The organism is Nocardiopsis sp. NPDC006139 (assembly GCF_040614155.1).
GTDB classification, from domain to species: Bacteria; Actinomycetota; Actinomycetes; order Streptosporangiales; family Streptosporangiaceae; genus Nocardiopsis; species Nocardiopsis changdeensis.
In genome coordinates, this window is the sequence record NZ_JBEXTT010000021.1 from 1 (window position 1) to 20554 (window position 20554).

Sequence of the window (20554 nt, forward strand, 5' to 3'; positions counted from 1 at the left end):
GGCCGCCCACCTGGCGAACAACCCGCACGTCACCTTCTCCTACTGGAACCCCACCCAGAACACGGCCTCCGTCGACGCCACCGCCGCCTGGACCGGGCGTGGAGAGCACCCGAGCCGGAGGCGGTGGCCGATGACTCCGCGGGATGCCCGTCCGGGGTAGGTGCCACTCGGCGGGGCGCCGTCGTCGGGCCCGGGGAGTGTCCGTGCCGGAGGCGGTGGCCGGTGCCGCCCGCGGCGGGGCCGTCCTACGGCCGGCCGGTGCCGTCCGCGGCGGGGCCGTCCTACGGCCGGCCGGTGCCCCCGGGCGCCGGACACGGCCGACCGGGGACACGGTCAGGGCTACCAGGAGCGGCGGCCGAGGTGGGCGAGGAGGCGGGTCTGCTCGTCGGCGTCGGCCGGCGGGGTGAGCTCGGTGCCGCAGACGCCCTCGGAGCGCAGGGAGTCGCCGAAGAACTCGGTCGCCCGGCGGGCCCAGCGCACGTCGTCGGGGTCGATGGCCTCGTCCAGGCCGGTGGCGCGGGCCAGGTCCCAGCGGTGCACGATCAGGTCGAAGCCGATGAACCGGTCCACGGCCTGGGCGAACGTCGTGCGGCCGAAGAACCCGTCGAACTCGGCCCCCGCCCGCTCGGGGTCGGTCAGGTCGGCCAGGACGACGGCGCGGGCGGCGTCCCAGGCGGCGGCCGGGTCGTCGGCGGCCTTGGGGATGTCCCCCAACTCACGGCCGACCAGGCCCAGGAACATGCCCTGGGTGTCCACGACGTGCCCCACCACGTCCCGGGCCGTCCAGCCCTCGCAGGGGGAGGGCGACGCCCAGCGCTCCTCGGGGACCTGTGCCACCAGGTCGGCGAAGGCGTCGGACAGGCGGCTGTAGCGTGCGGCGATCTCGTTCACGGCGTGCTCCTTCTCGTGTTCGCCTCCGAGCATGGCGCACCGGCCCCACCCCGGTCTTGAAGGAACGCGACACCGCGCCCGGGGAGTGTCCGCGCCCCCGGGCACACTGGTGGCATGGACGTGCGACCCGTGGCAGAGGACGCGCGCGGCATCATCGACCCGGACCGCGGGCTCACCCGGTTCCGGCTGGACCGCGCCGCCCCCGCGCCCGGGCTGGCCCGCTTCGTGGACCGCCACTGGACCGCGTCGTGGGAGCTGCGGGAGCCGTACACCCAGCGGGTGCTGGCCCACCCGGTGGTGAACCTCGTGTTCACCGCGGGCACCGCGGTCGTGCACGGGCCCACCACACGGATCGGCCGGCGGTACCTCGACGGCCGCGGCTGGGCGCTGGGTGTGATGTTCCGCCCCGCGGGCTTCCGCCCCTTCACCGACCGGCCCCTGAGCGACCTGGTCGACCTCTCCCTTCCGGCGGGGGAGATCCTGCCCGGGGCCGCGGAGCTGGAGCGGGAGGCCCGCCGCCTCGATCCCGCCGACCCCGCCTCGGCGGTCCCGCTGACGGCCCTGGTGGAGGAGTTCCTGGCCGGCCTGGCACCCGCCGGGCGGCACCCGGCCGAGGACACCCGCGACATCGCCGAGCGGGTGGCCGCCGACCCGTCGGTCACCTCGGTCGCGGAGCTGGCCGAGCGCGAGGGCCTAGGCGTGCGGCGGCTGCAGCGCCGGTTCTCCGACCACCTGGGCCTGTCGCCCAAGACGGTGATCCGCCGGTACCGCTTCTACGAGGCGGCCGAGCGCGCCCGGCTGGGGGAGCGGCCCGACTGGGGGCGGCTGGCCGCGGACCTGGGGTTCAGCGACCAGTCCCACCTGACCCGGGAGTTCACCTCGGTCATCGGGGTCCCGCCGGGCCGCTACTCCGAGGCGACACGAGCCGCGCGATGATCCGGTGCACCTCCTCGACCCCGGGCGGCGGGTCCTCCAGGCAGCCGCGCAGGAACAGCCCGTCGACGGCGGCGGCCGCGGCCGCCCGGTCGACCGGGTCGTCCAGGTGGGGGGCGAGGAACGCGTCCACGGCCCGGCTCCAGCGCTCGGCCTCCGGACGCAGCACGGGGCGGCGCGCCGCCATCAGGAACAGCTCGCACTCGGCCCGCAGGTGCTCGCGGTCCGGTGCGGCGACGAGCTCGGCCAGCCCGCGCGGGGCCGTCCGCGGATCCCGCGCCAGCTCCTCCAGCGCGGCGACGTAGGAGTCGTTGACCCGGGTGAGGGCCGCCAGCAGCAGGTCGTCGACGGAGGCGTAGTGGTACATGACGGCGCTGGGCGGCACGCCCGCCTCCGCCGCCACCCGCCGCTGGCTGACCGCGGCCACGCCCTCGCGCCCGACGACCCTCAGCACGGCGTCGACGAGCAGCCGCCTGCGCCGCTCGCCCTTGAGCCGGCGCCCGTCGGTGGGCGGGGCCGAGCCCGCGCCCCCGCTCAATGGCGGCCGCCCATCTCCAGGGCCATCACCCCGCCGATGATGAGCGCGATGCCGCCGATCTGGACCCAGGTGAGCGACTCGGAGAAGAGCACGACCCCGATGACCGCCACCAGGGCGATCCCCACCGCGGCCCAGACCCCGTAGGCGACGCCCAGGTCCATGCCCCGGCTGAGCGCCCGGCTCAGCATGTAGAAGGCCCCGACGTAGCCGACCACGACCACGATCGAGGGAACAAGGCGGGTGAAGCCCTCGGAGAGCTTGAGGGACGTGGTCGCGATCACCTCCGAGACGATCGCTCCGGCCAACCACAGCCACGGCATCGGGCCTCCTGAAAACCTGAGCAAGTGCTCAGGATTCTAGGCGGCGGACCCCCGCGTGTACAGGGTGGTTTACGGGTGGCCCTAATCTCGTATCGGACGGCTTCGGTCCGGTACCCCCAGGGTGTATCGTCGTCGGTTCCGGCCCCTCATCCCCCTGTCGGATAACCGTCCCGTACCGATGTGTGGGATTTCAGAACCTTTTCCGCACATGCGCGTCTTAGGTGGCGTAGACACATGGCGTTCGAGGTGAAACATGGAGGTCCAGACGTGACGGGCAGGACCCACCCGTCGGCGTTCAGCCGATTCGGCATCGGTCTGGCGGTGCTCGCGCTCGCGGCGACCGCCTGTACTTCCGGTGGCGCCGAGACGCAGAGCAACAACACCGACCCGGCCGCCGACGCGGAGCCCGCGACCCTCGCCATCGCCCCCGAGGACGGTGCCGAGACGGTCGCGCCCAACACCCCCATCACGGTGACCGCCGAGAACGGCACGATCTCCGAGGTCAAGGTCGACCAGGTGGTGCCGGACGAGGCCGCCGCCGAGGGCGGGGAGGAGGAAGACCCCTCCCTGTACGAGATGACCGGCACCCTCAACGGTGACGGCACCGAGTGGATCAGCGACTGGAACCTGCGCCCGGGCGCCACGGTCACGGTCACGGCCACCGCCGAGAACGAGGCCGGCGAGAGCACCGAGCTGGTCCAGGAGTTCACCACCGAGGCGGCCGTCCCCGGTCAGCGCCTGGAGCTGGACCCCTACGGCACCTACCCGGCGAACGGCCAGACCGTGGGCGTCGGCATGCCGATCGTCCTGGCCTTCGACCTGCCGGTCACCAACAAGGCCCAGGTCGAGAACTCCATCAGGATCACCTCCGAGCAGGGTGTCGCCGGGTCGTGGCGCTGGCTCGACGACAAGCGGGTCGCCTTCCGCCCCGAGGAGCACTGGGACCCGTACCAGCAGGTCTCCGTCGAGGCGCACCTGGCCGGGGTCGAGGCCTCCGAGGGCGTCTACGGCGTCCGCAACACCAAGATCGACTTCGAGATCGGCCGCGAGCTGATCGTCACCATGAACGTGCCCGACCACGAGGCCGTCGTGACGGTCGACGGCGAGCACGAGCGCACCATCCCGGTGAGCAACGGCAAGGCCAGCCGCAACTTCGACACCACCAGCAGCGGCATCCACGTGCTCATGGAGCGCTACGAGCACCTGACCATGGACTCCAGCACCGTGGGCATCCCCGAGGGCAGCCCGGGCTCCTACAAGGTCGACGTCCAGTACGCGGTGCGGACCTCCACCAGCGGCGAGTTCTTCCACGAGGCGTCCTACAACGGCAACATCGGCAGCGCGAACACCTCCAACGGGTGCACGAACATGCGGATGGACGACGCCAGGTGGTTCTTCGACAACACCCTCATGGGCGACGTCGTGGAGACCACCGGGACCGAGCGCATCAAGGAGTGGAACAACGGCTGGGGCTTCTGGCAGCTGAGCTGGGAGGAGTGGCAGTCCGAGAGCGTCACCGGCGAGCCGTACGTCACCGACGGCTCCATCCCGCCGGGTTCCGTCCACGGCGAGCAGTAGGCCCCGCGGACTCCACCGCTTCGAACGCCCGGGGGCGCTGGGGACCGCACGGTCCCCGGCGCCCCCGTCGTTGTGCGGGAACGGCCCGTTCCGGACATCCGGAACGGGCCGTTCTCCGTCACCGCCCCGGGGTCACTCCCACCCCGGGCCGGATCACTCGCCCCGGGCCAGCCGGGCCACGAGGGCGTCGATGACCGTCTCCGTCACCAGGGCCATGTCGACCGCCTCGGGGTCCAGCAGCCACTGCACCTGGAGGCCGTCCATGACGGCGATGACGGCGGCCGCCGCGGCCCCGGCCGGCGAGTGCCCCCCGGGGCCCGGGGCGCCCGCGGGGCCGCGCTGCTCGGGGCCCAGCCGGTCCAGGATCGCGCCCTCGATGTCCCGGCGCAGCACCGTGTAGCGCTCCCGGAACCAGCCCTGGGCCGGATGGTCCTCGGTGGCGCTCTCGGCCGACAGCACCGCGTACAGCTGGGTGGTGCCGGGACGCTCGGAGTTGCGCTTGGCGGTGGTCACCAGGTGGTCCAGCATCGGGCTGCCCCCGGGTGCCGGTTCGGTGTCGTCGCGCAGCTCCAGCACCGCCGTGAGCAGGCCCGTCTTGGAACCGAAATGGTGCAGGACCCCGGCCGGGGTGATGTCCAGCATCGTCGCGATGTCGGCCAGCGAGGTGTTGTGGAACCCCTGGGTGGCGAACACGTCGGCGGCCGCGCGCAGGATCTGCTCGCGCCGGTTGACCCGCCGCCGCGGCGGCGGTGGCCCGCCGTCGGGTCTGCTCTCGTCGGGTTCGGGGGGTGTCTCGCTCATGGCTGTTCTCCACTTCTCGTACCCGTGCCGGGCGGCCGCGGCCGGGGGGCGGGGCGTGCCGTCAACGTTAGCGACAACCCCCGGGCCCCTTCCGCCCGCCGAATACCGGGCGGGCGGCCCTCCCGCACACCGGGCACGGGGCGCCGTCCGTAGGGGCGTAAGGCTCGGCCCCGCGTTGTCGCCCGTCCGCCGCGCGCGGCCCCGGGCCCGCGTCATCCCCGTGCCGTGCGGGGAACCGCGAGCGAGGCCGCCACCAGGGCCGCCGCCGGCTGCAGGAGCAGGACCAGCGGGATCTCGGCGGCCGTGGCCACCAGGAGCCCGAGGACCGCGTCGTCGGCGAGGACCGGCGCGAGCGTGGTCGGCAGGGCGTTCAGCGGAAGCGCCGCCAGGGAGAGCAGCAGCACCAGGAGGGAGCGGATCCGCCGCCCCTTCGCCATCCTCCAGGCGTCCCGGATCCCCACGCCCAGGGGGAGACCGTGCAGCACGGCGGTCGGCAGTGACAGGTACACGGCCGCCAGGACGGGCAGGCAGAGCAGGACCAGGACCGCGGAGACCGCGCTCCCCGGCAGCGAGAAGCCGGTCAGCAGGGCGGGCGCGGCGGCCGCGAGGAGCAGCACGGCCGGTACGGCGCCGCACAGCAGCACCCACATGAACAGGGCGGGGAGGCGGCGGAGCACACCGAGCAGGGCTCCGCCGAACCCGACCGGACGGTCCACCCGGTGGCCGAAGCCGAGCAGGGCGGACAGTGCCAGGAACACCGGGAACCCGGCCGTCTGGCACAGCGCCGCGACCAGGTTGAGGCCGTCCAGCGGACCCACCGCTCCGGGGTCCGGGGGGTGGAGCTCCTCGCCGATGAGCACGGCGCTCAGCAGGAGCCACCAGGGCAGGAAGAACAGGGCCGCGGCCGCCACCAGGGACCCGCCGCCCCTCTGGAGGCCCTCGCGGACCAGGGCGAACGTGCGCGGCGGCGCGGGGGAGCGGTCCTCCGGGGGCGCGGGAGACGGGAGAGGCTGGAGAGGTGGGGGAGACGGCAGGGACACGGGGTGCTCCGGGGGATGGGGAGGGCGAACAGGGTGATGACGCCGACGGTCGTTCCCCGGTTGTCCCGCGGGGAGGCCCGGGGGTGCTCGCACCGGCTCGTTCTCGCCGGTGGGAGGCGGGGCGCCGTCCGTGCGGTGCCGTTCGCGGTTGCGCGTCGTTCCCGGCGCGCCCCGACATGGGACACGGGGCGGTGCCGACCGCCGCTCCCGGTTCGCCCCCGGGGCGTTTCTGCCGTGGGAGCGGGTGGGGCGGCTGGGGCAGGCGTGGGGTGTGCGGCTCGGAGGAGTGCGGAAGGGATCGGCTTCGCTGCCGGGGCGTTCCCGCCGGGGGAACGGGGTCAGGCGCGGGGTGTGCAGCCCGGGGGAGTGCAGGAGGGGTCGGCCGCGCCGGTGGCCGGGGCGGGGGTGCTCCGGCCGGTGACGGCGTCGGCGGGGGGCAGGGGATCGGGGTCCGCGTCGCCGGGCCCGCTCTCGGGCGCGCCGCCCGAGCCGGTGTCCGGGCAGCCGGTCTCCGCGCAGGTGAGCAGGACCAGCCGCATCGACTCGGGCCCGGTGGCGGTCACGTCCAGTGCCCGCGGGGCGCCGTCCTCGCAGGACTCCGTCACCGGGCACACCCGCAGGTACAGGGTGGGCGCCCCCTCGGCCGGGCCGCTCCGCCAGAAGGCGTCCACCTGGTGGTCGCCGATCCGGGCGTCCGCCCGGGAGCCTTCGTCGGGGACCGCCAGGTCCACCGAGAAACGGCGCTCGACCCCGTCGGACGCCTCGATGTGCACGGTCTCCGGGCCGTCCGGGGCCTGCGCGCCCGGGCCCGCGGCGCCCCACGCGGCACCGGACACCACGACCGTTCCCAGCAGCAGCGCCACCGGGACGGGTGCGGCGATCGACGGCCGGTCAGCCGTGCGCCCGGGGTCCGGGATCGCGGAGCGCAGCCCGCCGAGCAGCGCGCGCAGTCCGCGCGGGGTCAGGGTGGCGGGCAGTACCCGGTGCAGCGGCCGGCCGGTCACCACGGAGACCGGGACCGCCAGCAGCAGGGCGGGCAGCAGCGGGAGCAGCACGGCGGCCGCCGCGACCAGGTGCCACGGCGCCGGGTCCAGGAACAGGAGGGCCGCGGCCGGTGCCGCGAGGAGCACCGCCCACAGCAGGACGGCCGGGGCGGCGCGCACCGCGCGGCGACGGACCCCGGCCGGGTCCGCGCGGCGGCCCAGCACTGCGGCCGCGCCCACCAGCAGCACGGCGGCGACCGAGACCGGGGCGCCCGCCACCAGGGCGACCAGCGCGAGGACGGGCAGGACCGGCGACACCGGGGTCCCCGTCGCCGCCTCCGCCGACAGGGCGGCGCAGGCCGCGGCGGCGGACAGTCCGGCGGGCAGCAGCGGCGGCACCGCGGCGCGCGCGAGGTCGCCGAGCACGGCCGACGGCCGCAGACGACCGTTCCCGGTGCGACCGTCCATGGCGTTCCCCTCACTCGTGACCCGAAGGCAGATTACACATGCTCTCCGTGATCACGACAGCGCCCGAGGTCACACGGTCCCGGCCGAACGGCGTACCACCTCCGGCGCCGGGACCTCCACCACGTCCCCCGGGCCGCACGGGGCCCGGCCCGGCCGGAGGACGGGCGTCCCGTCGGGGCTCGGCGGGGCCTGCCCGGCCAGCCGCAGCAGCGCCCGCTCGGTGTCCGATCCCGGCTCGGGGCAGTACAGCATCACCCGCTGGTCCCCGTCCGGCACGTGGAGCACCTGGCACTCGAACTCCAGCGGCCCCACCGCCGGATGGTCCATCCGCTTGGTGAACCCGCGCCGCTGGCGCACCACCTGTGACTCCCACATCTCCCGGAACCGGGGCGAGGCCCCCAGCAGCGAGGTGACCAGCCGGGTGATGCCGGGGTCCCCCGGGTACCGGGCGTAGGCGGTGCGCAGGTCCGCCACCGAGTAGCGGGCGAAGCAGTCGGTGTTCTCGTCCTCCCAGTGCGGGTCCGGCTCGGGCCGGGCGAACATCCACTCGATGATGTTGCGCCGCTCCCGCGGCAGCGCCCCCATGTCGCCGATGAAGTGGACGGCCATCGCGTTCCAGGCCAGCACCTCGTACCCCGCGTCCAGCACGTAGGCGGGCGTGGTCGGCAGCCCGTCGATGAGGTACCGCACGGCGGTGGACACCTCGCGGTTCGGGGTCCGGGCGGCGGGGGCCTCCGCGTCGGCCAGGCGGAACAGGTAGGCGCGCTCGTCGGTGTCCAGCATCAGGGCGCGGGACAGGGCCGACAGCACCTGCCGGGACGGGTGCGGGCCCCGGGCCTGCTCCAACCGCACGTAGTACTCCACCGAGATGCCGGCCAGCTGGGCGACCTCCTGCCGGCGCAGCCCCGACACCCGGCGCCGCCCGGTGTCGGGCAGCCCCGCGTCGGCGGGGGTCAGCCCGGCGCGGCGGGCGCGCAGGAAGGCCGCCAGTCCGGTGCGGTCCATGATGTCTCCTCCCCCTCGCGTCCAGCCTGCCCGATCCCGGACCGGATGACAGTGGTACCGCCGGTACCACGCTGCGCGGTGCCCTTATGCCCGGGCCGCGGCCGGGCGCACGATGGCGGCATGAGCGAGACGAACACGAGGATCGCCCTGGTCACCGGGGCGAACAGGGGTATCGGATTCCAGACCGCGCGACTACTGGGGCTGGAGGGCATGACCGTGCTGGTGGGATCCAGGGACGCCGGGCGCGGTGCCGAGGCGGTGCGCGCGCTGGAGAAGGAGGGGGTGACCGCGCACCCGCTGGAGATCGACGTCACCGACGCGGCCGGCGTCGCGGCGGCCGCGGAGCGGGTGGCGCACGAGCACGGGCGGCTCGACGTGCTCGTCAACAACGCGGGCGTGGCCCTGGGCTGGGGCGCGGCCGGGGCGACCGACCTCGCCGCCTTCCGCGAGGTGCTGGAGGTGAACCTGCTGGGCCCGGTGGCGGTGACCGACGCCTTCCTGGGCCTGCTGCGCCGCTCGCCCGCGCCCCGCGTGGTCAACGTGTCCAGCGAGATCGGCTCGATCGGCACGCTGACCGATCCGGAGAGCCCGTTCTTCGGGATCAGCGGCGGCCTCCCCTACCCGGCCTCCAAGGCGGCCCTGAACATGGCGACCGCCCTGTACGCCAAGGAGCTGGCCGGCGCCGGGGCGAAGGTCAACGCCGCCAACCCCGGGTACTGCGCCACCGACCTCAACGGGTACGCGGGGACCCGCACCGCCGAGCAGGGGGCACGGGTGGTCCTGCACCTGGCGACCCTGCCCGAGGACGGCCCCAACGGTGTGCTGTGGGGGCACCTGGCCGGCGCGTCCGATCCGGACGCCCACGGGGTCCTGCCCTGGTAGGGGTGTCCCGCGGGGCCCGGGCGGCCGGGCCCCGCCGGGTCACCAGGCCCGGACGCCGCCGATCGGAGCGGGCAGCCGCTCGTTGAGCCAGGTCCAGGTCCCGTCGTTCTCGGTGAAGCGGCGCTGCACCCGCGCCACGTCGGTCAGCGGGTTGGCGAACACCTCGCGCCAGTTCCCCGCGGTGCGCTCCTCCAGGTAGAGGCTGCGGGCGTCCGTGCGCAGGCGCACCGCCTGCACCGTGTGGGAGGAGCCGTCGCTCAGCTGAATACGGTAATAGGCCATCGGAATTCCCCGATTGTGGTTCGTCCTCGTCGAAAAGGAAGAACGGTGCTTCCCGGAAACGGCGCGACATCCGCCGTATCGGTGATCGGTCTCCCGGAGTCGGCGGGCGCCACGACGGGCGGGCGTCGGCATGTGCGTGCCGGGACCCGAAGCGCTCCGGGGAACGGGACCAGGGTGCCGGGGGCACCGTACTGTCCGCTTTTCGGACTCTACTCCTCCATGATCCGGCCCGTGGCCGGAAATCGGACAAGGAGGCGGTGAAATCCCCATGATCTTCGGGTGATCCCTTTCTCGATATCGGACTTAAGGGCGCATTGTCTCCAATCGGGTTGAACGACTCGGGGGTTCCGGGCGTCCAACGGGACGGACCCGACCCGACCCGAGCGGGCCACGCCGAACCGAGGACACCCATGCACCAGCCGGCACCCGACCTCACGCCCCTGCGGGCGTCCGACCCCCGCACGATCCCGCCGTTCACCGTGCACGGCAGACTCGGCGCCGGAGGCATGGGGGTGGTCTACGGGGCGACCGGCCCCGACGGCCGGTGGGCGGCGATCAAGGTCGTCCGCGACGAGTTCTCCGGGGAGCCCGAGTTCCGGGCCCGCTTCGCCGCCGAGGTCGAGCTGATGCTGCGGGTGCGGGCGCTGTGCGTCGCACCGGTCCTGGCCCACGACTCCCACGCCGAGCACCCCTGGTACGCGACCGCCTACCTGCCCGGGCCCACGCTGGCCCGGCGGGTGCGCGTCGGCGGCCCCCTGCCCGCCGGGCAGGCCCGGGTGGTGGCCGCGGGCATCGCCGAGGCGGTCGCCGCCATCCACGCGGCCGGGGTCGTCCACCGCGACCTCAAGCCCGCCAACGTCATCCTGGCGCCGGACGGCCCCAAGGTGCTGGACTTCGGGATCGCCCGCGCCGCGGACCTCACCTCGCACACCCGGACCGGCGGCCTCATCGGCTCGCCCGCGTGGATGAGCCCCGAGCGCTACCGCGGCGACAGCGGCCCCGAGGCCGACGTGTTCGCCTGGGGCGCGGTCGCCGCCTACACCGCCACCGGGCGCTCCCCGTTCGGGGAGGGCGGCGCGGAGACCCTGATGTACCGCATCCTCCACGAGGAGCCCGACCTGGCCGGACTGCCGGCGGAGCTGGCGGAGCCGGTGCGCCGGGCCCTGGCCAAGGACCCGGCGCTGCGGCCCCGGGCCTCGGAGCTGGTGCACGCCGTGGCGGGAGCCCCCCGGGAGCAGGACGACACAACGATCGTCACCGGGCTCATCCGCGCCCACTGGGACCAGGGGGACACCGCTCCCGGCGGACGGTCCACGGGGGCTTCGCCGGGAGCCCCGACCCCGCCGCCGGGGAACGGCCCGTCACCGGTCCCGGGCGGGCCGCCGCCCCACGGGCCCGTACCGCCGGGGGGCCTGCGGCCCGCGGGGGCGGCGCCCCCTCCCCGCCGCAGGCGGGTGTGGCCGCTGGCCCTGGGCGCCGGGGCCCTGGCGGTGACCCTCGTCGGCGGGGTCGGCGTGACCGCCCTGCTGCTCGACGGCCTGAGGGGAGTGGAGGGCGACGGCGGGACCGGGGACTTCGACGCGGCGGTGGCACCGAGCGCGGAGCCCTCCACGCTGAGCGGGGTGGTCACGGGCAGCGGCTCCACCTTCCTGGGGCCGACCCTGGAGGCATGGGCCGCGCAGTACGGGGAGCGGCAGCCCGGGGCGGAAATCTCCTACCAGCCGGTCGGATCCGGGGCCGGAGCGCAGGAGTTCGTCGACGGAGCCACCGACTTCGGTTCCTCCGAAGCCCCTCTCACCGCCGACCAGGCGGCCGCCGCCGAGGAGGCCCGAGGCTGTCCCGTGGTGCAGTTCCCCGTGCTGACCGGTTCCGTCGCCATCATCCACAACATCGAGGATGGCGAGGAGGTGACGTTGTCGGCGCAGGCGCTGGCCGACATCTTCAGCGGTCGGGTCACAGACTACGGGGACCTGGCCGACAGCGAGTTCACCGGGCCGGACGGCTACTCGGGGCCCATCACCGCCGTCCGCCACGACGACGGCGCCTCCACGGCGCAGGTGTTCGAGCGCTACCTGGAGACGGAGGCGGAGTGGACCCCCGGCGGCTGGGGCGAGTCCGTGCGGGTCGCGTCCGGGGACGAGGGCGTGGCCGAGATGGTGGCCCAGACGCCGGGGGCCATCGGTTTCGCGAACGTCGCCCGCGCCCAGGAGATGGGCCTGTACGTCGCGTCCCTCTACGGGCCCGAGCAGCAGGTCCTCTTCCCGGAGGGGGAGGCGGCCCGGGCCGCCGCCGAGCAGATCGACCTGACCGGCGGCGACTTCTCCCTGACCGGCCGTGTGACGGGGGACGGCTACCCCATCATGCGGGTCAACCACGTGTTCGCCTACGAGTGCGGCTACGACGACGGGGCGGGGGAGGTCATGCGCGACTTCTGGACCTACTCCCTGGGCCAGGAGGGGGCGGACCTCGCGGAGGGGACCGGCAACATCCCGCTCCCCCCGGAGGTCGCGGAAGGCGTCCTCGAACGGGTGGCCCTCATCGGATCGTCCTCCTGACGGCGGCCCGGGACCGGAAATCCCCTTGCGCCGCACCGGCGCCCGGGGCAGGGTGCGGAGCGGACCGCCCCCTGGAGAAAGCGACCCCGACATGCCCGCTTCCGACATGCCCGCCCCCGGCACACCCGGCACCGCCCGCACCGCGGTCGTCTCCGGAGGGGGCACCGGTGTCGGCCTGGCCACCGCCCGCGCCCTGGCCGCCCGCGGCTACCGCGTCGGGCTGACCGGCCGTCGTGAGGGCCCCTTGGACGAGGCCGTCGGTGAGCTGCGCTCCCGCTACGGCGACGACGCCGCGCACCGCGCCGCCCTCGACCTGGCCGACCCGGCCGCCGTCGGCGAGCACCTGCCCGCCCTGGCCGAGCGCCTGGGCGGGGTGGACGTCGTCGTCAACAACGCCGGGGGACTGCGGCCGGCCCCCGACGACACCCTGGCCGGGATCGCGCGGGGCTGGTCGGACGACTGGGCGGCCAACGTCCTCACCGCCGTCCTGTCGACCGAGGCGCTCCTGCCGTACCTGCGCGAGGGCGGCGCCCGGGTCGTCAACGTCGGCTCCATCGCGGCGGTGCGCGGCGGCGGGGGCTCCTACTCCGCCACCAAGGCCGCCCTGCACGGCTGGACCTTCGACCTGGCCGCCCGGCTGGGGCCGACCGGGTGCACGGTGAACATCGTGGTGCCCGGCTATATCTCCCGGACCGGGTTCTTCGGCGGGGGGATGACACAGGCCCGGCACGACCGGCTGGTCTCCCAGACCGTCACCGGCCGGGCCGGGCTGCCCGAGGACGTGGCCGAGACGATCGCCTGGCTGGCCTCGCCCGGGGCCGGGCACGTCACCGGCCAGGTGATCCAGGTCAACGGCGGCGCCGTCATGGGCCGTTGAGCCCGACGCGGGCCTCCCGCACCGCCACGGGGAGGGAGGCCCGCCTCCGGGTCAGGCGTTGATGCCGCCGTCGACGGGGAGCACCGCGCCGGTGATGAACCGGCCGCCCGGGCCGACCAGATGGGCGACCGTCTCGGCGATCTCCGCGGGGCGGGCGAACCGGCCCAGCGGCACCAGGGAGCGGATGCCGTCGGCGTTCGGGCCGTCCGCCGGATTGGTGTCGGTGTCGGTGGGGCCCGGGTCGACCTGGGCGACCGTGATGCCGCGCGGGCCCAGGTCGCGGGCCAGCCCGCGGGTCATGCCGGCCAGCGCCGACTTGCTCAGGGTGTACAGGGTGAGGCCGCCGAAGGGCACCCGGGTCGCCACGTTGCTGCCCACGGTGACGATCCGGCCGTCGCCGTCCATGTGGCGGGCCGCCGCCCGGGACGCCAGGAAGGGCGCCCGGACGTTGACCGCCAGCACCCGGTCGATCTCCTCGACGGTGTGACCGTCGTGGGGACCGACGGGGAAGACCGCGGCGTTGTTGACCAGGACGTCCAGCCTCCCGAACTCGGCGGCCGCCCGGTCGACCGCCCCGGTGACGGCGTCGGCGTCGGAGGCGTCGGCCCGCAGGGCCAGCCCGCGCCGTCCGTGCTTCTCGATCAGGGAGACGACCTCGGCGGCGGCCCGTTCGTCGCGTTCGTAGGTGAGGGCGACGTCGAAGCCCGCCTCGGCCAGCCGGACGGCGATCGCGGCCCCGATCCCCCGGCCGCCGCCGGTGACGAGCGCGGCCTCGGCGGTGTGGTGCGTGTTCTCGTTCATGGGAACGATCCTGGCCGCTGCGGGCTCGCGAGTCCGGCGGGAATCGGACGCGTCGTTCCGGCCGTATCCGGGCCCCGGGCCGTGCCGGATCCGACCCGGTCGGCCCGGCGCCGCCAGGCGGGTCAGGCCGCGGCGGCCAGCCGGGCGCGGGTCTCCATCAGGGCGAAGCCCAGCAGGTTGTGCCCGCGCCAGAGCGCCGGGTTCTCGGCGTTCTCGTGCGAGGCGGACATCCCGATGCCCCAGATCCGGTCCCGGGGGCTGGCCTCCACCAGCACCCGCCGCCCGGTGCCGAGCAGGAAGTCCCGCAGGTCGGCGTTCTGCCCGAACTTGGCGACACCGCCGTCCACCACGATGCCGAACCGGGCCGCCTCCCAGGCCTCCTGGTCGAACCCGCGGACCTTGCGGCCCAGCACCTTGGCCTCGCGCGGGTGCTCGCAGGCGAGGATCTCCCCGAGGACCTCGTCGTCGCCGAAGAGCCGTGCCTTGCCCGCCATCATGTAGTGCTCGGCGGTGCGGTAGAGGACCCCGTCCACGGTGAAGTCGGCGGGCCACCACTGCGACAGGCAGCTCGCCGAGACCTCGCCGGAGGGGTGGGGGTGGTGGCCCCAGAAGTGCAGGTACTTGATCCGGCCCTGGACCCTGACCAGGTCCGCCACGGAGCGCGCGTTCTCAGGGGTGTCCGACATGGGACGAGTCTCCCGGACACCGCGGACACTCCGCCACGCGTTTTCGGCGGTCCGGCGGGTCCTAGTCGAACTGGAAGGAGCGCTTGGCCAGCCCGTGCCAGAACCCGTCCACGGTCGACGCGGACCCGCGGTGGTCCGCGAGCCCGGCGCCCAGCGCGACGAACAGCGGCGCGAAGTGGTCGCTGCGCGGGTGGGCGATCGCGGCCGCCGGCGCCTTGTGCTCGAAGTCCAGCAGGGCGTCGACGTCGTGGTCGGCCACCGCGCGCCTCACCCAGTCGTCGAACTCCACCGACCAGGCCGGGGCGGTGCCGTGCGCGCTGCGGGACATCTCGCGCAGGTTGTGGGTGGTGAACCCGCTGCCGACGATCAGCACGCCCTCGTCGCGCAGCGGGGCCAGGCGCTCGCCCAGCCCCAGCAGCTCGACGGGGTCCAGGGACGGCATGGAGACCTGGAGCACCGGGATGTCGGCCCCGGGGTACATCTCCTTCAGCGGGACGTAGGCGCCGTGGTCCAGGCCCCGGGCGGGGTCCTGGCGGACCGGGCCGCCGACCAGGCCGCGCACCTTCTCCGCCAGCGCGGGCGCTCCGGGAGCCGTGTACGTGACGTCGTAGTAGCGTTGCGGGAAGCCCCAGAAGTCATAGGTGAGGGGGACCCCGTCGGCGGTCGCGCCGAGGGTGAGCGGGGCGTCCTCCCAGTGCGCGGAGACCACCAGGATCGCGGTGGGGCGGGCGATGCGGCCGGACCAGTCGGCGAGCTGCCGGGTCCATTCGGCGTCGTCGGCGAGCGGCGGTGCTCCGTGGCTGAGGTAGAGGGTCGGCATGCGCGCCGCTGTCGTCTCCATGTCGTCCTTCCGGGGTCGGGCCGGTCGACGACGAGAACAAGGTTGAGATTTCAAGTATTCCGGGGGTGCAAGGGTGGCCGAAGTCGTGTGGCTGGACGACGGGCAGCAGCGGACCTGGCGGACCTTCCTGGCCGCCGTCCATCTCCTCGACGCCTCCCTGGACCGCCAGCTGCGGCGGGACTCCGGTCTCCCGCACACCTACTACCAGGCGCTGGCGATGCTGTCGGAGGCCCCCGAGCGGTCGCTGACCATGACCGAGCTGGCCAGGCTGCTGCGCTCCTCGCCCAGCCGCCTGTCGCACGCCGCCGCCAAGCTGGAGGACGACGGCCTCATCCGCCGCTTCCGCCGCCCCGGCGACCGGCGCACCACGTTCGTGGAGCTCACCGAAAAGGGCGAGCGGGTTCTGGAGGCCGCCGCCCCGGGCCACGTGGCCGAGGTGCGCCGGGTCCTGTTCGACGTGCTCGAACCGGAACAGGTCGGGCAGCTGCGGGCCATCGCCGAGGCGATGCTCGGCGTCCTGGACCCCGAGGGGGCCGAACCCCGGTACACCGACCCGGGGGGCACCCGGGCCCGGAACTGAACCCCGTTCTGTCAGGGGTTTTGAGCAGGGGGTATCCGAAAGTCCGCGTTCTTTCGCAGGTTGCACTCTATGTGTCCGGCCGACTGCGGGTTACCATCCGACCACCCGGTAAAGACCGCGGTCTCAACGGTGCGACGCGGTACCTCCGGGTGACCCGCTCACAGAACACGGAGTTCCCATGACCCGAGCACCGCATCGGAGATCCATCCTCCCGCCCGCCGTCGGAGACGCCGCCGCCCTCATCGCACGGGTCGCCGTCGGCGTCGTCTTCGTCGCCCACGGCCTCCCCAAGGCCGCCGACCTGGAGGGGACCGCACAGGGCTTCGCCTCCCTGGGCATCCCCTTCCCGGCCTTCTCCGCCCTGCTGGGGGCGGTCATCGAGGTCGGCGGCGGCCTGGCGCTCATCGTCGGCCTCGCCCTGCCCCTGGCAGGGCTGGCCCTGGCGTTCATGATGGCGAACGCCTACTACTTCGCCCACCTGGGCGACCCCCTCGTCGGCGGCTACGAGTTCCTGCTGGTCCTGGGCGCGACCTCGCTCGCCCTGGGCTTCGCGGGCGGACGCTACTCCCTCGACAGCCTCCTCCCCTGGGGCCGTCGCGGGCGATCCCGTGCCGCCGAGGCGGTCACCGCCTGACCGAAGGGTGACCGGGACGCGCTCCCGGTGACCGGGCCGTCCGTGGCCGGAGACGGACGGCTCGGGATCGCGCACCACGGTGTTCCCCAGCGCACTCGCGCACCGCAGGGAACACTTTTCTCATTTCCGGGGACGCGGGTCGGGCGCGTTCTGCCGTTCTGTGTGGGATTCGGTTGTTCCACGGGTAATGAATAGGAACATCTCGATTCCGGATCATGGATCGGATCATCGGATGCCCTGACGACGCGTCCTTTCGCTTTTCGCGACCCCCGGCCGAACGGAGCGCAGTGACGACCACGCCCCCCACCCCCGACTGGCAGTTCCGCATTCTCGCGGAGAAGGCGAACGGAACCGTTCCCCAGGGGGCCGCCTGCCTCGTCTCGCCCCGCCACGTGCTCACCTGCGCCCACGTCGTGCGCAACGCTGTGGCACCGGGGCCGGCCGGACCGGGGAGCCGGGTGACACTGGACGCGCCCCGGGCCGATCCGGCCTGGCACTCCACGGCCACCGTGGTCGACGGCGGCTGGTGGTCCGGTGATGCCAGCCCGTGGGACATCGCGGTCCTGGTACTGGACGCGCGTGCTCCAGCGGAACCCGCACCCCGTGGAGCCCCCTGGCGGCCGGGGCGGCGGATCCGGATCGTGGGAGGGCCCGCCTCGGACGCCGGCCGGTGGCTGCACGGTGTCCTGCGCGGCTCCGGCGGGAGGTACGCCGAGTTCGCGCAACTCGATGTGGACACGGGTGCGGCACTGGGTGTCGTGCGGGGGTACAGCGGCAGCGGTGTCCGAGATGAGGAGGAGGACACCCTGCTCGGGGTGGTCACCGAGCAGGCGGCGGAAGGACGGGTCGGCTGGATGATCCCCCTCGACGTGATCCCGCGCATCTGGGATCCGGAGCCCGGGGCGGCCCCGCCCGCCGTGCCGCTCGACGCGAGGGACGAACGCCGGCTGCTGCGCGGGCTCGCCCTGAAGGTGTCCCGACTGCACACGGTCCTCCTGCCGGACAGCCGGGCCTCCTTCGCCCTGGGGCTCGACGAGCGCCTGCGCTCCTGGGTGCGCCTGGACCAGGACGCCTTCTCCTTCTCGCACCGGGTGGTCGAGGCGGCCCACCGGGAGTACGGGGTCCTGGAGGACGTGCTGGGGGATCTGGAGGCCCGGGAACAGGGGAGCGCGGGGATGCGCGAGGTGTGGTCCGCGGCGGCGCCGCTCCTGGGCCGGGCATGAGAGGTTCCGTTCCCCTCCTGGCCGAAGTGCTGATCGGCCTGTCGGTGGTCACGGATCCGGCCAAGCGGGACGTCCTGCGCTACTACATCGACGAATGGTGTTTCGAGGACCTCACCGGGGACGCGCGCATCGCCGCGAGCCGCCTGGCCGCGGCGGCCCTGCGGGAGAAGAGGGTCGCCCATCTGTTCCGGGCGCTCGGGTTCCTGGAAGGCTACGGACGCTCCTGGACCCGGGCGCGTGCCCGTGTCGAGCCGCTGATCCGGGCGGAGGAGGGGGAGTTCCTGCTGACCATGGCCGACCGGACGCGCGAGGAGGAGGCGGCCCTCCTGGTGGACCGGCTGAGGGAGGCGCTGACAGGCGAGCACCCGGTCGAGCGGCCCTGGGGGTACGGCGGCGCCACGGGAACCGGGTCGCCGGTTCCGGTGGTCGACCTGTGGGAGCTGTTCCTGGACCTGTCGGACCTCCCGGTCCGGGGCGGCCGGATCCCGCTGGCGGAATTCGTGGAGAAGGGCGCGGGCGACCTCGGGGAGAGGGCCGTTGAGCTGCTGCGGCGCTGGCTGGCCCTGTGCGGGCTGGCGTCCCCCGAACCGGAGGAGGGCTTCGCCGCCGACGCGGTGAGGGTCCGCACCACGGGGCCCGTTCCCGCCCGGTTGCTGGTCCGGATCGCACACGACCGCGGAGGCCGGTACCGGCTGGAGTGGTGGGCGGTGCTCAGCCGCAGCGTGGACGCCGAACCCGAGATCGGCCCGCGCCACATCCATCCGCGTCCGGTCGGGGCCGAGGAGTTCGGCGCCGTGGTGCACGGACTGTTCGTCCACCTCGACAACCGCTCGGAACGCGGGAACCACGACCGGGTCCGGATCGAACTGGTCGTTCCGTTGCGCATGCTCGCGGAGCTGGACGCCCCGCAGTGGGAGTCCCGGGTCGAGCCGGGGGGCGAACCGGTGCGGTTGGGGGCGAGGGCCGAGGTCGTCTACCGGGTGGAGGAGTTCTGTGCCGGGGACAGTGAGGATTATTTATCCGCAAGGGTTCAAGCGAGAAGGAAGTGGCATGAACTTCTCAGAACAGGAGCATCATTGATTTTCGACGTGGAGAGTGACCATCTTCCCCACGGGGTAAATGTTCCTGAGTACCTGTCCGGCGACGATCACGTGTTCTTTTCAGCGGGACACTATGAACGGGAGAGGTGGTTTCGTACCATGTCCAGTGCGGTCCTTTCCGGTGTGCCCGTCATCGCGTGGCGGAGAGGGGACCGGGACGTCGGCGATTTCCGCAGCGTGCTCGTGAGGGGAGAGGGAACGACGGTGACGCTCGACGTGATCGGCGCCCTGCCGCACCGCCTGCACCGGCAACGGCGCGGACGCCCTCCCGAGCCGGGGGAGAAGCCGATCCCCGACTGCTACAACGTCGGCCTCGTCTACCACGACGACCTCCCCCACCCCCTGGAACCGTTCATCCCGCTCTTCCCCGATTCCCCCTGGCGCCCCGATGAGAGCGGTGGCATCGCATCATGAACACACTCGGACCGCACGAAGGCGCGCAGGTCCGGGAGCCCCCGCCGGGCTGGTGGATCTTCCACGGGACCGGTCTCCCGGACCCCGAGGCCCGCTTCCCCGACCCCCCTCCCTGGCGCGAGTACGGTGGCGGACCGCCGCTCCCCGACCCCCCGGAGGGGGACGAGGGGGACCGCGTCCTGGGCGCGGTGCCCACGGCCCCGGAGTGGGGGGCCGGTGCCGACCCGGAGCGGGAGGACCTCCTCGACAAGGTCAACGCCGCACTGCTGCTGCGCCGGCCCCTCCTCGTCTCCGGACCGCCGGGCGTCGGCAAGACCACCCTGGCCTACCAGATCGCCCGGGAACTCGGGCTGGGACGGGTTCTGGCCTGGAACATCAACAGTGCCAGCACCGTGCGCTCGGGGCTGTACAGCTACGACCCGATCAGCCAGATCCACGACCTCAACCTGGAGAACAGCGCCCGAGGGGGAACGGGGCACCAGGCCACCGAGGAGGAGATCCTGCGGGACAGCGCCCGCCGGATCGGCCGCTACCTCAGGCTCGGCCCCCTGGGCACCGCCTTCCTCCCCTACCGGCGCCCCCGCGTCCTGCTGATCGACGACTTCGACCTGGGTGACTTCGACCTGTCCGGAGACCTGCTCAACCTGTTCGAGACCGGTGGCTACACCGTGCCCGAGCTGGAGCGCCTGTCCGAGGTCATGGCCGGGGAGGCCGTCCCCGTCGGCACCGACGACCCCGGCGCACGGGCTCCCGTCGTCCGGGGGCGGGTGCTGTGCTCGGCCTTCCCCGTCGTGGTGATCACCTGCAACTCGGAGAAGGAGCTGTCCCCCGCCTTCCTGCGCAGGACCATCCCCCTGCGGATCGGGCTGCCCTCGCAGGAACGGCTCATGAGGATGGTGGCCCACCACTTCCGCTTCCACGGCGGCCCCCCGCATGTCGTCACCCAGCTCGTCGACGAGTTCACCCGCCGCGGCGCCGACGGAGGCCTGGCGATCGACCAGCTCCTCAACGCCATCCGCCTGGTCTCCACGGCGGCCCCCGGCAGCGAGTCCCTGGAACCGGACCAGCTGCGACACCTGACCGACATCCTCTGGCACCGGCTCACGGAATCCCCGGGATGAG

21 protein-coding genes are annotated in these 20554 nt (G+C 73.9%); 10 read left to right on the plus strand and 11 right to left on the minus strand.

Going from position 1 to position 20554, the window contains the following annotated elements; all coding sequences use genetic code 11:
- Positions 1-339 precede the first annotated feature (339 nt).
- Positions 340-891 carry a TIGR03086 family metal-binding protein gene (locus ABZ249_RS24335; protein WP_355267016.1) on the minus strand — a complete coding sequence of 184 codons (552 nt, stop codon included), beginning with the start codon at positions 889-891 and terminating at the stop codon, positions 340-342.
- 114 nt (positions 892-1005) lie between these two features.
- On the opposite strand from ABZ249_RS24335, the gene ABZ249_RS24340 reads away from it, so the two are divergent.
- Complete coding sequence (locus ABZ249_RS24340) at positions 1006-1827, plus strand: helix-turn-helix transcriptional regulator (RefSeq protein WP_355267019.1); 822 nt, start codon at positions 1006-1008, stop codon at positions 1825-1827.
- Here the strand turns inward: ABZ249_RS24340 and ABZ249_RS24345 are convergent.
- Positions 1775-2362 carry a TetR family transcriptional regulator gene (locus ABZ249_RS24345; RefSeq protein ID WP_355267022.1) on the minus strand — a complete coding sequence of 196 codons (588 nt, stop codon included), beginning with the start codon at positions 2360-2362 and terminating at the stop codon, positions 1775-1777. The two genes, ABZ249_RS24340 and ABZ249_RS24345, sit on opposite strands and share 53 nt — an antisense overlap.
- Positions 2359-2682: a multidrug efflux SMR transporter gene (locus ABZ249_RS24350; protein WP_220563768.1), complete on the minus strand. Its 324-nt coding sequence runs from the start codon at positions 2680-2682 to the stop codon at positions 2359-2361. The genes ABZ249_RS24345 and ABZ249_RS24350 overlap by 4 nt, the downstream gene beginning before the upstream one ends.
- Positions 2683-2949: 267 nt before the next feature.
- On the opposite strand from ABZ249_RS24350, the gene ABZ249_RS24355 reads away from it, so the two are divergent.
- Positions 2950-4260 (plus strand): Ig-like domain-containing protein, encoded by a 1311-nt coding sequence (locus ABZ249_RS24355; RefSeq protein WP_355267026.1) that lies wholly within the window; start codon positions 2950-2952, stop codon positions 4258-4260.
- Positions 4261-4413: 153 nt separating this feature from the next.
- On the opposite strand, the gene ABZ249_RS24360 is transcribed toward ABZ249_RS24355, so the two are convergent.
- The 4 genes from ABZ249_RS24360 to ABZ249_RS24375 form a co-directional block, all read right to left on the minus strand.
- Positions 4414-5061 carry a helix-turn-helix domain-containing protein gene (locus ABZ249_RS24360; protein WP_355267029.1) on the minus strand — a complete coding sequence of 216 codons (648 nt, stop codon included), beginning with the start codon at positions 5059-5061 and terminating at the stop codon, positions 4414-4416.
- A 212-nt stretch (positions 5062-5273) separates the two neighbouring features.
- On the minus strand, positions 5274-6101 hold the full coding sequence (locus ABZ249_RS24365) for a hypothetical protein (RefSeq protein WP_355267032.1): 828 nt from the start codon (positions 6099-6101) through the stop codon (positions 5274-5276).
- Between the two features lie 338 nt (positions 6102-6439).
- Entirely contained in the window at positions 6440-7552 is a 1113-nt protein-coding gene (locus tag ABZ249_RS24370; RefSeq protein ID WP_355267035.1) for a hypothetical protein, read from the minus strand.
- A 69-nt stretch (positions 7553-7621) separates the two neighbouring features.
- Complete coding sequence (locus ABZ249_RS24375) at positions 7622-8557, minus strand: helix-turn-helix transcriptional regulator (protein ID WP_355267038.1); 936 nt, start codon at positions 8555-8557, stop codon at positions 7622-7624.
- 120 nt (positions 8558-8677) lie between these two features.
- Here ABZ249_RS24375 and ABZ249_RS24380 point away from each other — a divergent pair, with 120 nt between their 5' ends.
- Positions 8678-9439, plus strand: a complete 762-nt coding sequence (locus ABZ249_RS24380) for an SDR family NAD(P)-dependent oxidoreductase (protein ID WP_355267041.1) — start codon at positions 8678-8680, stop codon at positions 9437-9439.
- Positions 9440-9478: 39 nt separating this feature from the next.
- Here ABZ249_RS24380 and ABZ249_RS24385 read toward each other — a convergent pair whose 3' ends face one another.
- The gene (locus tag ABZ249_RS24385; RefSeq protein WP_220563761.1) at positions 9479-9721 is read right to left on the minus strand and encodes a hypothetical protein; all 243 of its coding nucleotides are present in this window, start codon (positions 9719-9721) and stop codon (positions 9479-9481) included.
- 410 nt (positions 9722-10131) lie between these two features.
- On the opposite strand from ABZ249_RS24385, the gene ABZ249_RS24390 reads away from it, so the two are divergent.
- Positions 10132-12276 (plus strand): serine/threonine-protein kinase, encoded by a 2145-nt coding sequence (locus ABZ249_RS24390; RefSeq protein WP_355267044.1) that lies wholly within the window; start codon positions 10132-10134, stop codon positions 12274-12276.
- A 91-nt stretch (positions 12277-12367) separates the two neighbouring features.
- Positions 12368-13153 (plus strand): SDR family oxidoreductase, encoded by a 786-nt coding sequence (locus ABZ249_RS24395; protein WP_355267047.1) that lies wholly within the window; start codon positions 12368-12370, stop codon positions 13151-13153.
- Positions 13154-13204: 51 nt separating this feature from the next.
- On the opposite strand, the gene ABZ249_RS24400 is transcribed toward ABZ249_RS24395, so the two are convergent.
- The 3 genes from ABZ249_RS24400 to ABZ249_RS24410 form a co-directional block, all read right to left on the minus strand.
- The gene (locus ABZ249_RS24400; protein ID WP_355267050.1) at positions 13205-13954 is read right to left on the minus strand and encodes an SDR family oxidoreductase; all 750 of its coding nucleotides are present in this window, start codon (positions 13952-13954) and stop codon (positions 13205-13207) included.
- Positions 13955-14076: 122 nt separating this feature from the next.
- Positions 14077-14640 (minus strand): NADAR family protein, encoded by a 564-nt coding sequence (locus ABZ249_RS24405; protein ID WP_355267053.1) that lies wholly within the window; start codon positions 14638-14640, stop codon positions 14077-14079.
- Positions 14641-14701: 61 nt separating this feature from the next.
- The gene (locus ABZ249_RS24410; RefSeq protein WP_355267055.1) at positions 14702-15481 is read right to left on the minus strand and encodes a class III extradiol ring-cleavage dioxygenase; all 780 of its coding nucleotides are present in this window, start codon (positions 15479-15481) and stop codon (positions 14702-14704) included.
- 73 nt (positions 15482-15554) lie between these two features.
- Here ABZ249_RS24410 and ABZ249_RS24415 point away from each other — a divergent pair, with 73 nt between their 5' ends.
- The 5 genes from ABZ249_RS24415 (at position 15555) to ABZ249_RS24435 (ending at position 20553) form a co-directional block, all read left to right on the plus strand.
- On the plus strand, positions 15555-16061 hold the full coding sequence (locus ABZ249_RS24415; RefSeq protein WP_355267058.1) for a MarR family transcriptional regulator: 507 nt from the start codon (positions 15555-15557) through the stop codon (positions 16059-16061).
- A 178-nt stretch (positions 16062-16239) separates the two neighbouring features.
- Positions 16240-16695, plus strand: coding sequence for a DoxX family protein (locus ABZ249_RS24420; protein ID WP_355267061.1), 456 nt, complete (start codon positions 16240-16242; stop codon positions 16693-16695).
- Positions 16696-16982: 287 nt separating this feature from the next.
- Positions 16983-17918, plus strand: coding sequence for a trypsin-like peptidase domain-containing protein (locus tag ABZ249_RS24425; protein WP_355267064.1), 936 nt, complete (start codon positions 16983-16985; stop codon positions 17916-17918).
- A complete protein-coding gene (locus ABZ249_RS24430; protein WP_355267067.1) occupies positions 17915-19432 on the plus strand; it encodes a hypothetical protein in 1518 nt (505 codons plus the stop codon). The genes ABZ249_RS24425 and ABZ249_RS24430 overlap by 4 nt, the downstream gene beginning before the upstream one ends.
- Complete coding sequence (locus tag ABZ249_RS24435) at positions 19429-20553, plus strand: AAA family ATPase (protein WP_355267070.1); 1125 nt, start codon at positions 19429-19431, stop codon at positions 20551-20553. Before ABZ249_RS24430 ends, ABZ249_RS24435 begins: the two co-directional genes overlap by 4 nt.
- Position 20554 lies beyond the last annotated feature (1 nt).

Bases quoted from the DNA above. Each gene is read 5' to 3' on its own strand.
- ABZ249_RS24380 (WP_355267041.1), top strand. From the start codon at position 8,678: ATGAGCGAGACGAACACGAGGATCGCCCTGGTCACCGGGGCGAACAGG.
- ABZ249_RS24395 (WP_355267047.1), top strand. From the start codon at position 12,368: ATGCCCGCTTCCGACATGCCCGCCCCCGGCACACCCGGCACCGCCCGC.
- ABZ249_RS24405 (WP_355267053.1), bottom strand. From the start codon at position 14,640: ATGTCGGACACCCCTGAGAACGCGCGCTCCGTGGCGGACCTGGTCAGG.
- ABZ249_RS24340 (WP_355267019.1), top strand. From the start codon at position 1,006: ATGGACGTGCGACCCGTGGCAGAGGACGCGCGCGGCATCATCGACCCG.
- ABZ249_RS24435 (WP_355267070.1), top strand. From the start codon at position 19,429: ATGAACACACTCGGACCGCACGAAGGCGCGCAGGTCCGGGAGCCCCCG.
- ABZ249_RS24390 (WP_355267044.1), top strand. From the start codon at position 10,132: ATGCACCAGCCGGCACCCGACCTCACGCCCCTGCGGGCGTCCGACCCC.
- ABZ249_RS24430 (WP_355267067.1), top strand. From the start codon at position 17,915: ATGAGAGGTTCCGTTCCCCTCCTGGCCGAAGTGCTGATCGGCCTGTCG.
- ABZ249_RS24385 (WP_220563761.1), bottom strand. From the start codon at position 9,721: ATGGCCTATTACCGTATTCAGCTGAGCGACGGCTCCTCCCACACGGTG.
- ABZ249_RS24420 (WP_355267061.1), top strand. From the start codon at position 16,240: ATGACCCGAGCACCGCATCGGAGATCCATCCTCCCGCCCGCCGTCGGA.
- ABZ249_RS24410 (WP_355267055.1), bottom strand. From the start codon at position 15,481: ATGGAGACGACAGCGGCGCGCATGCCGACCCTCTACCTCAGCCACGGA.
- ABZ249_RS24350 (WP_220563768.1), bottom strand. From the start codon at position 2,682: ATGCCGTGGCTGTGGTTGGCCGGAGCGATCGTCTCGGAGGTGATCGCG.
- ABZ249_RS24370 (WP_355267035.1), bottom strand. From the start codon at position 7,552: ATGGACGGTCGCACCGGGAACGGTCGTCTGCGGCCGTCGGCCGTGCTC.
- ABZ249_RS24400 (WP_355267050.1), bottom strand. From the start codon at position 13,954: ATGAACGAGAACACGCACCACACCGCCGAGGCCGCGCTCGTCACCGGC.
- ABZ249_RS24360 (WP_355267029.1), bottom strand. From the start codon at position 5,061: ATGAGCGAGACACCCCCCGAACCCGACGAGAGCAGACCCGACGGCGGG.
- ABZ249_RS24375 (WP_355267038.1), bottom strand. From the start codon at position 8,557: ATGGACCGCACCGGACTGGCGGCCTTCCTGCGCGCCCGCCGCGCCGGG.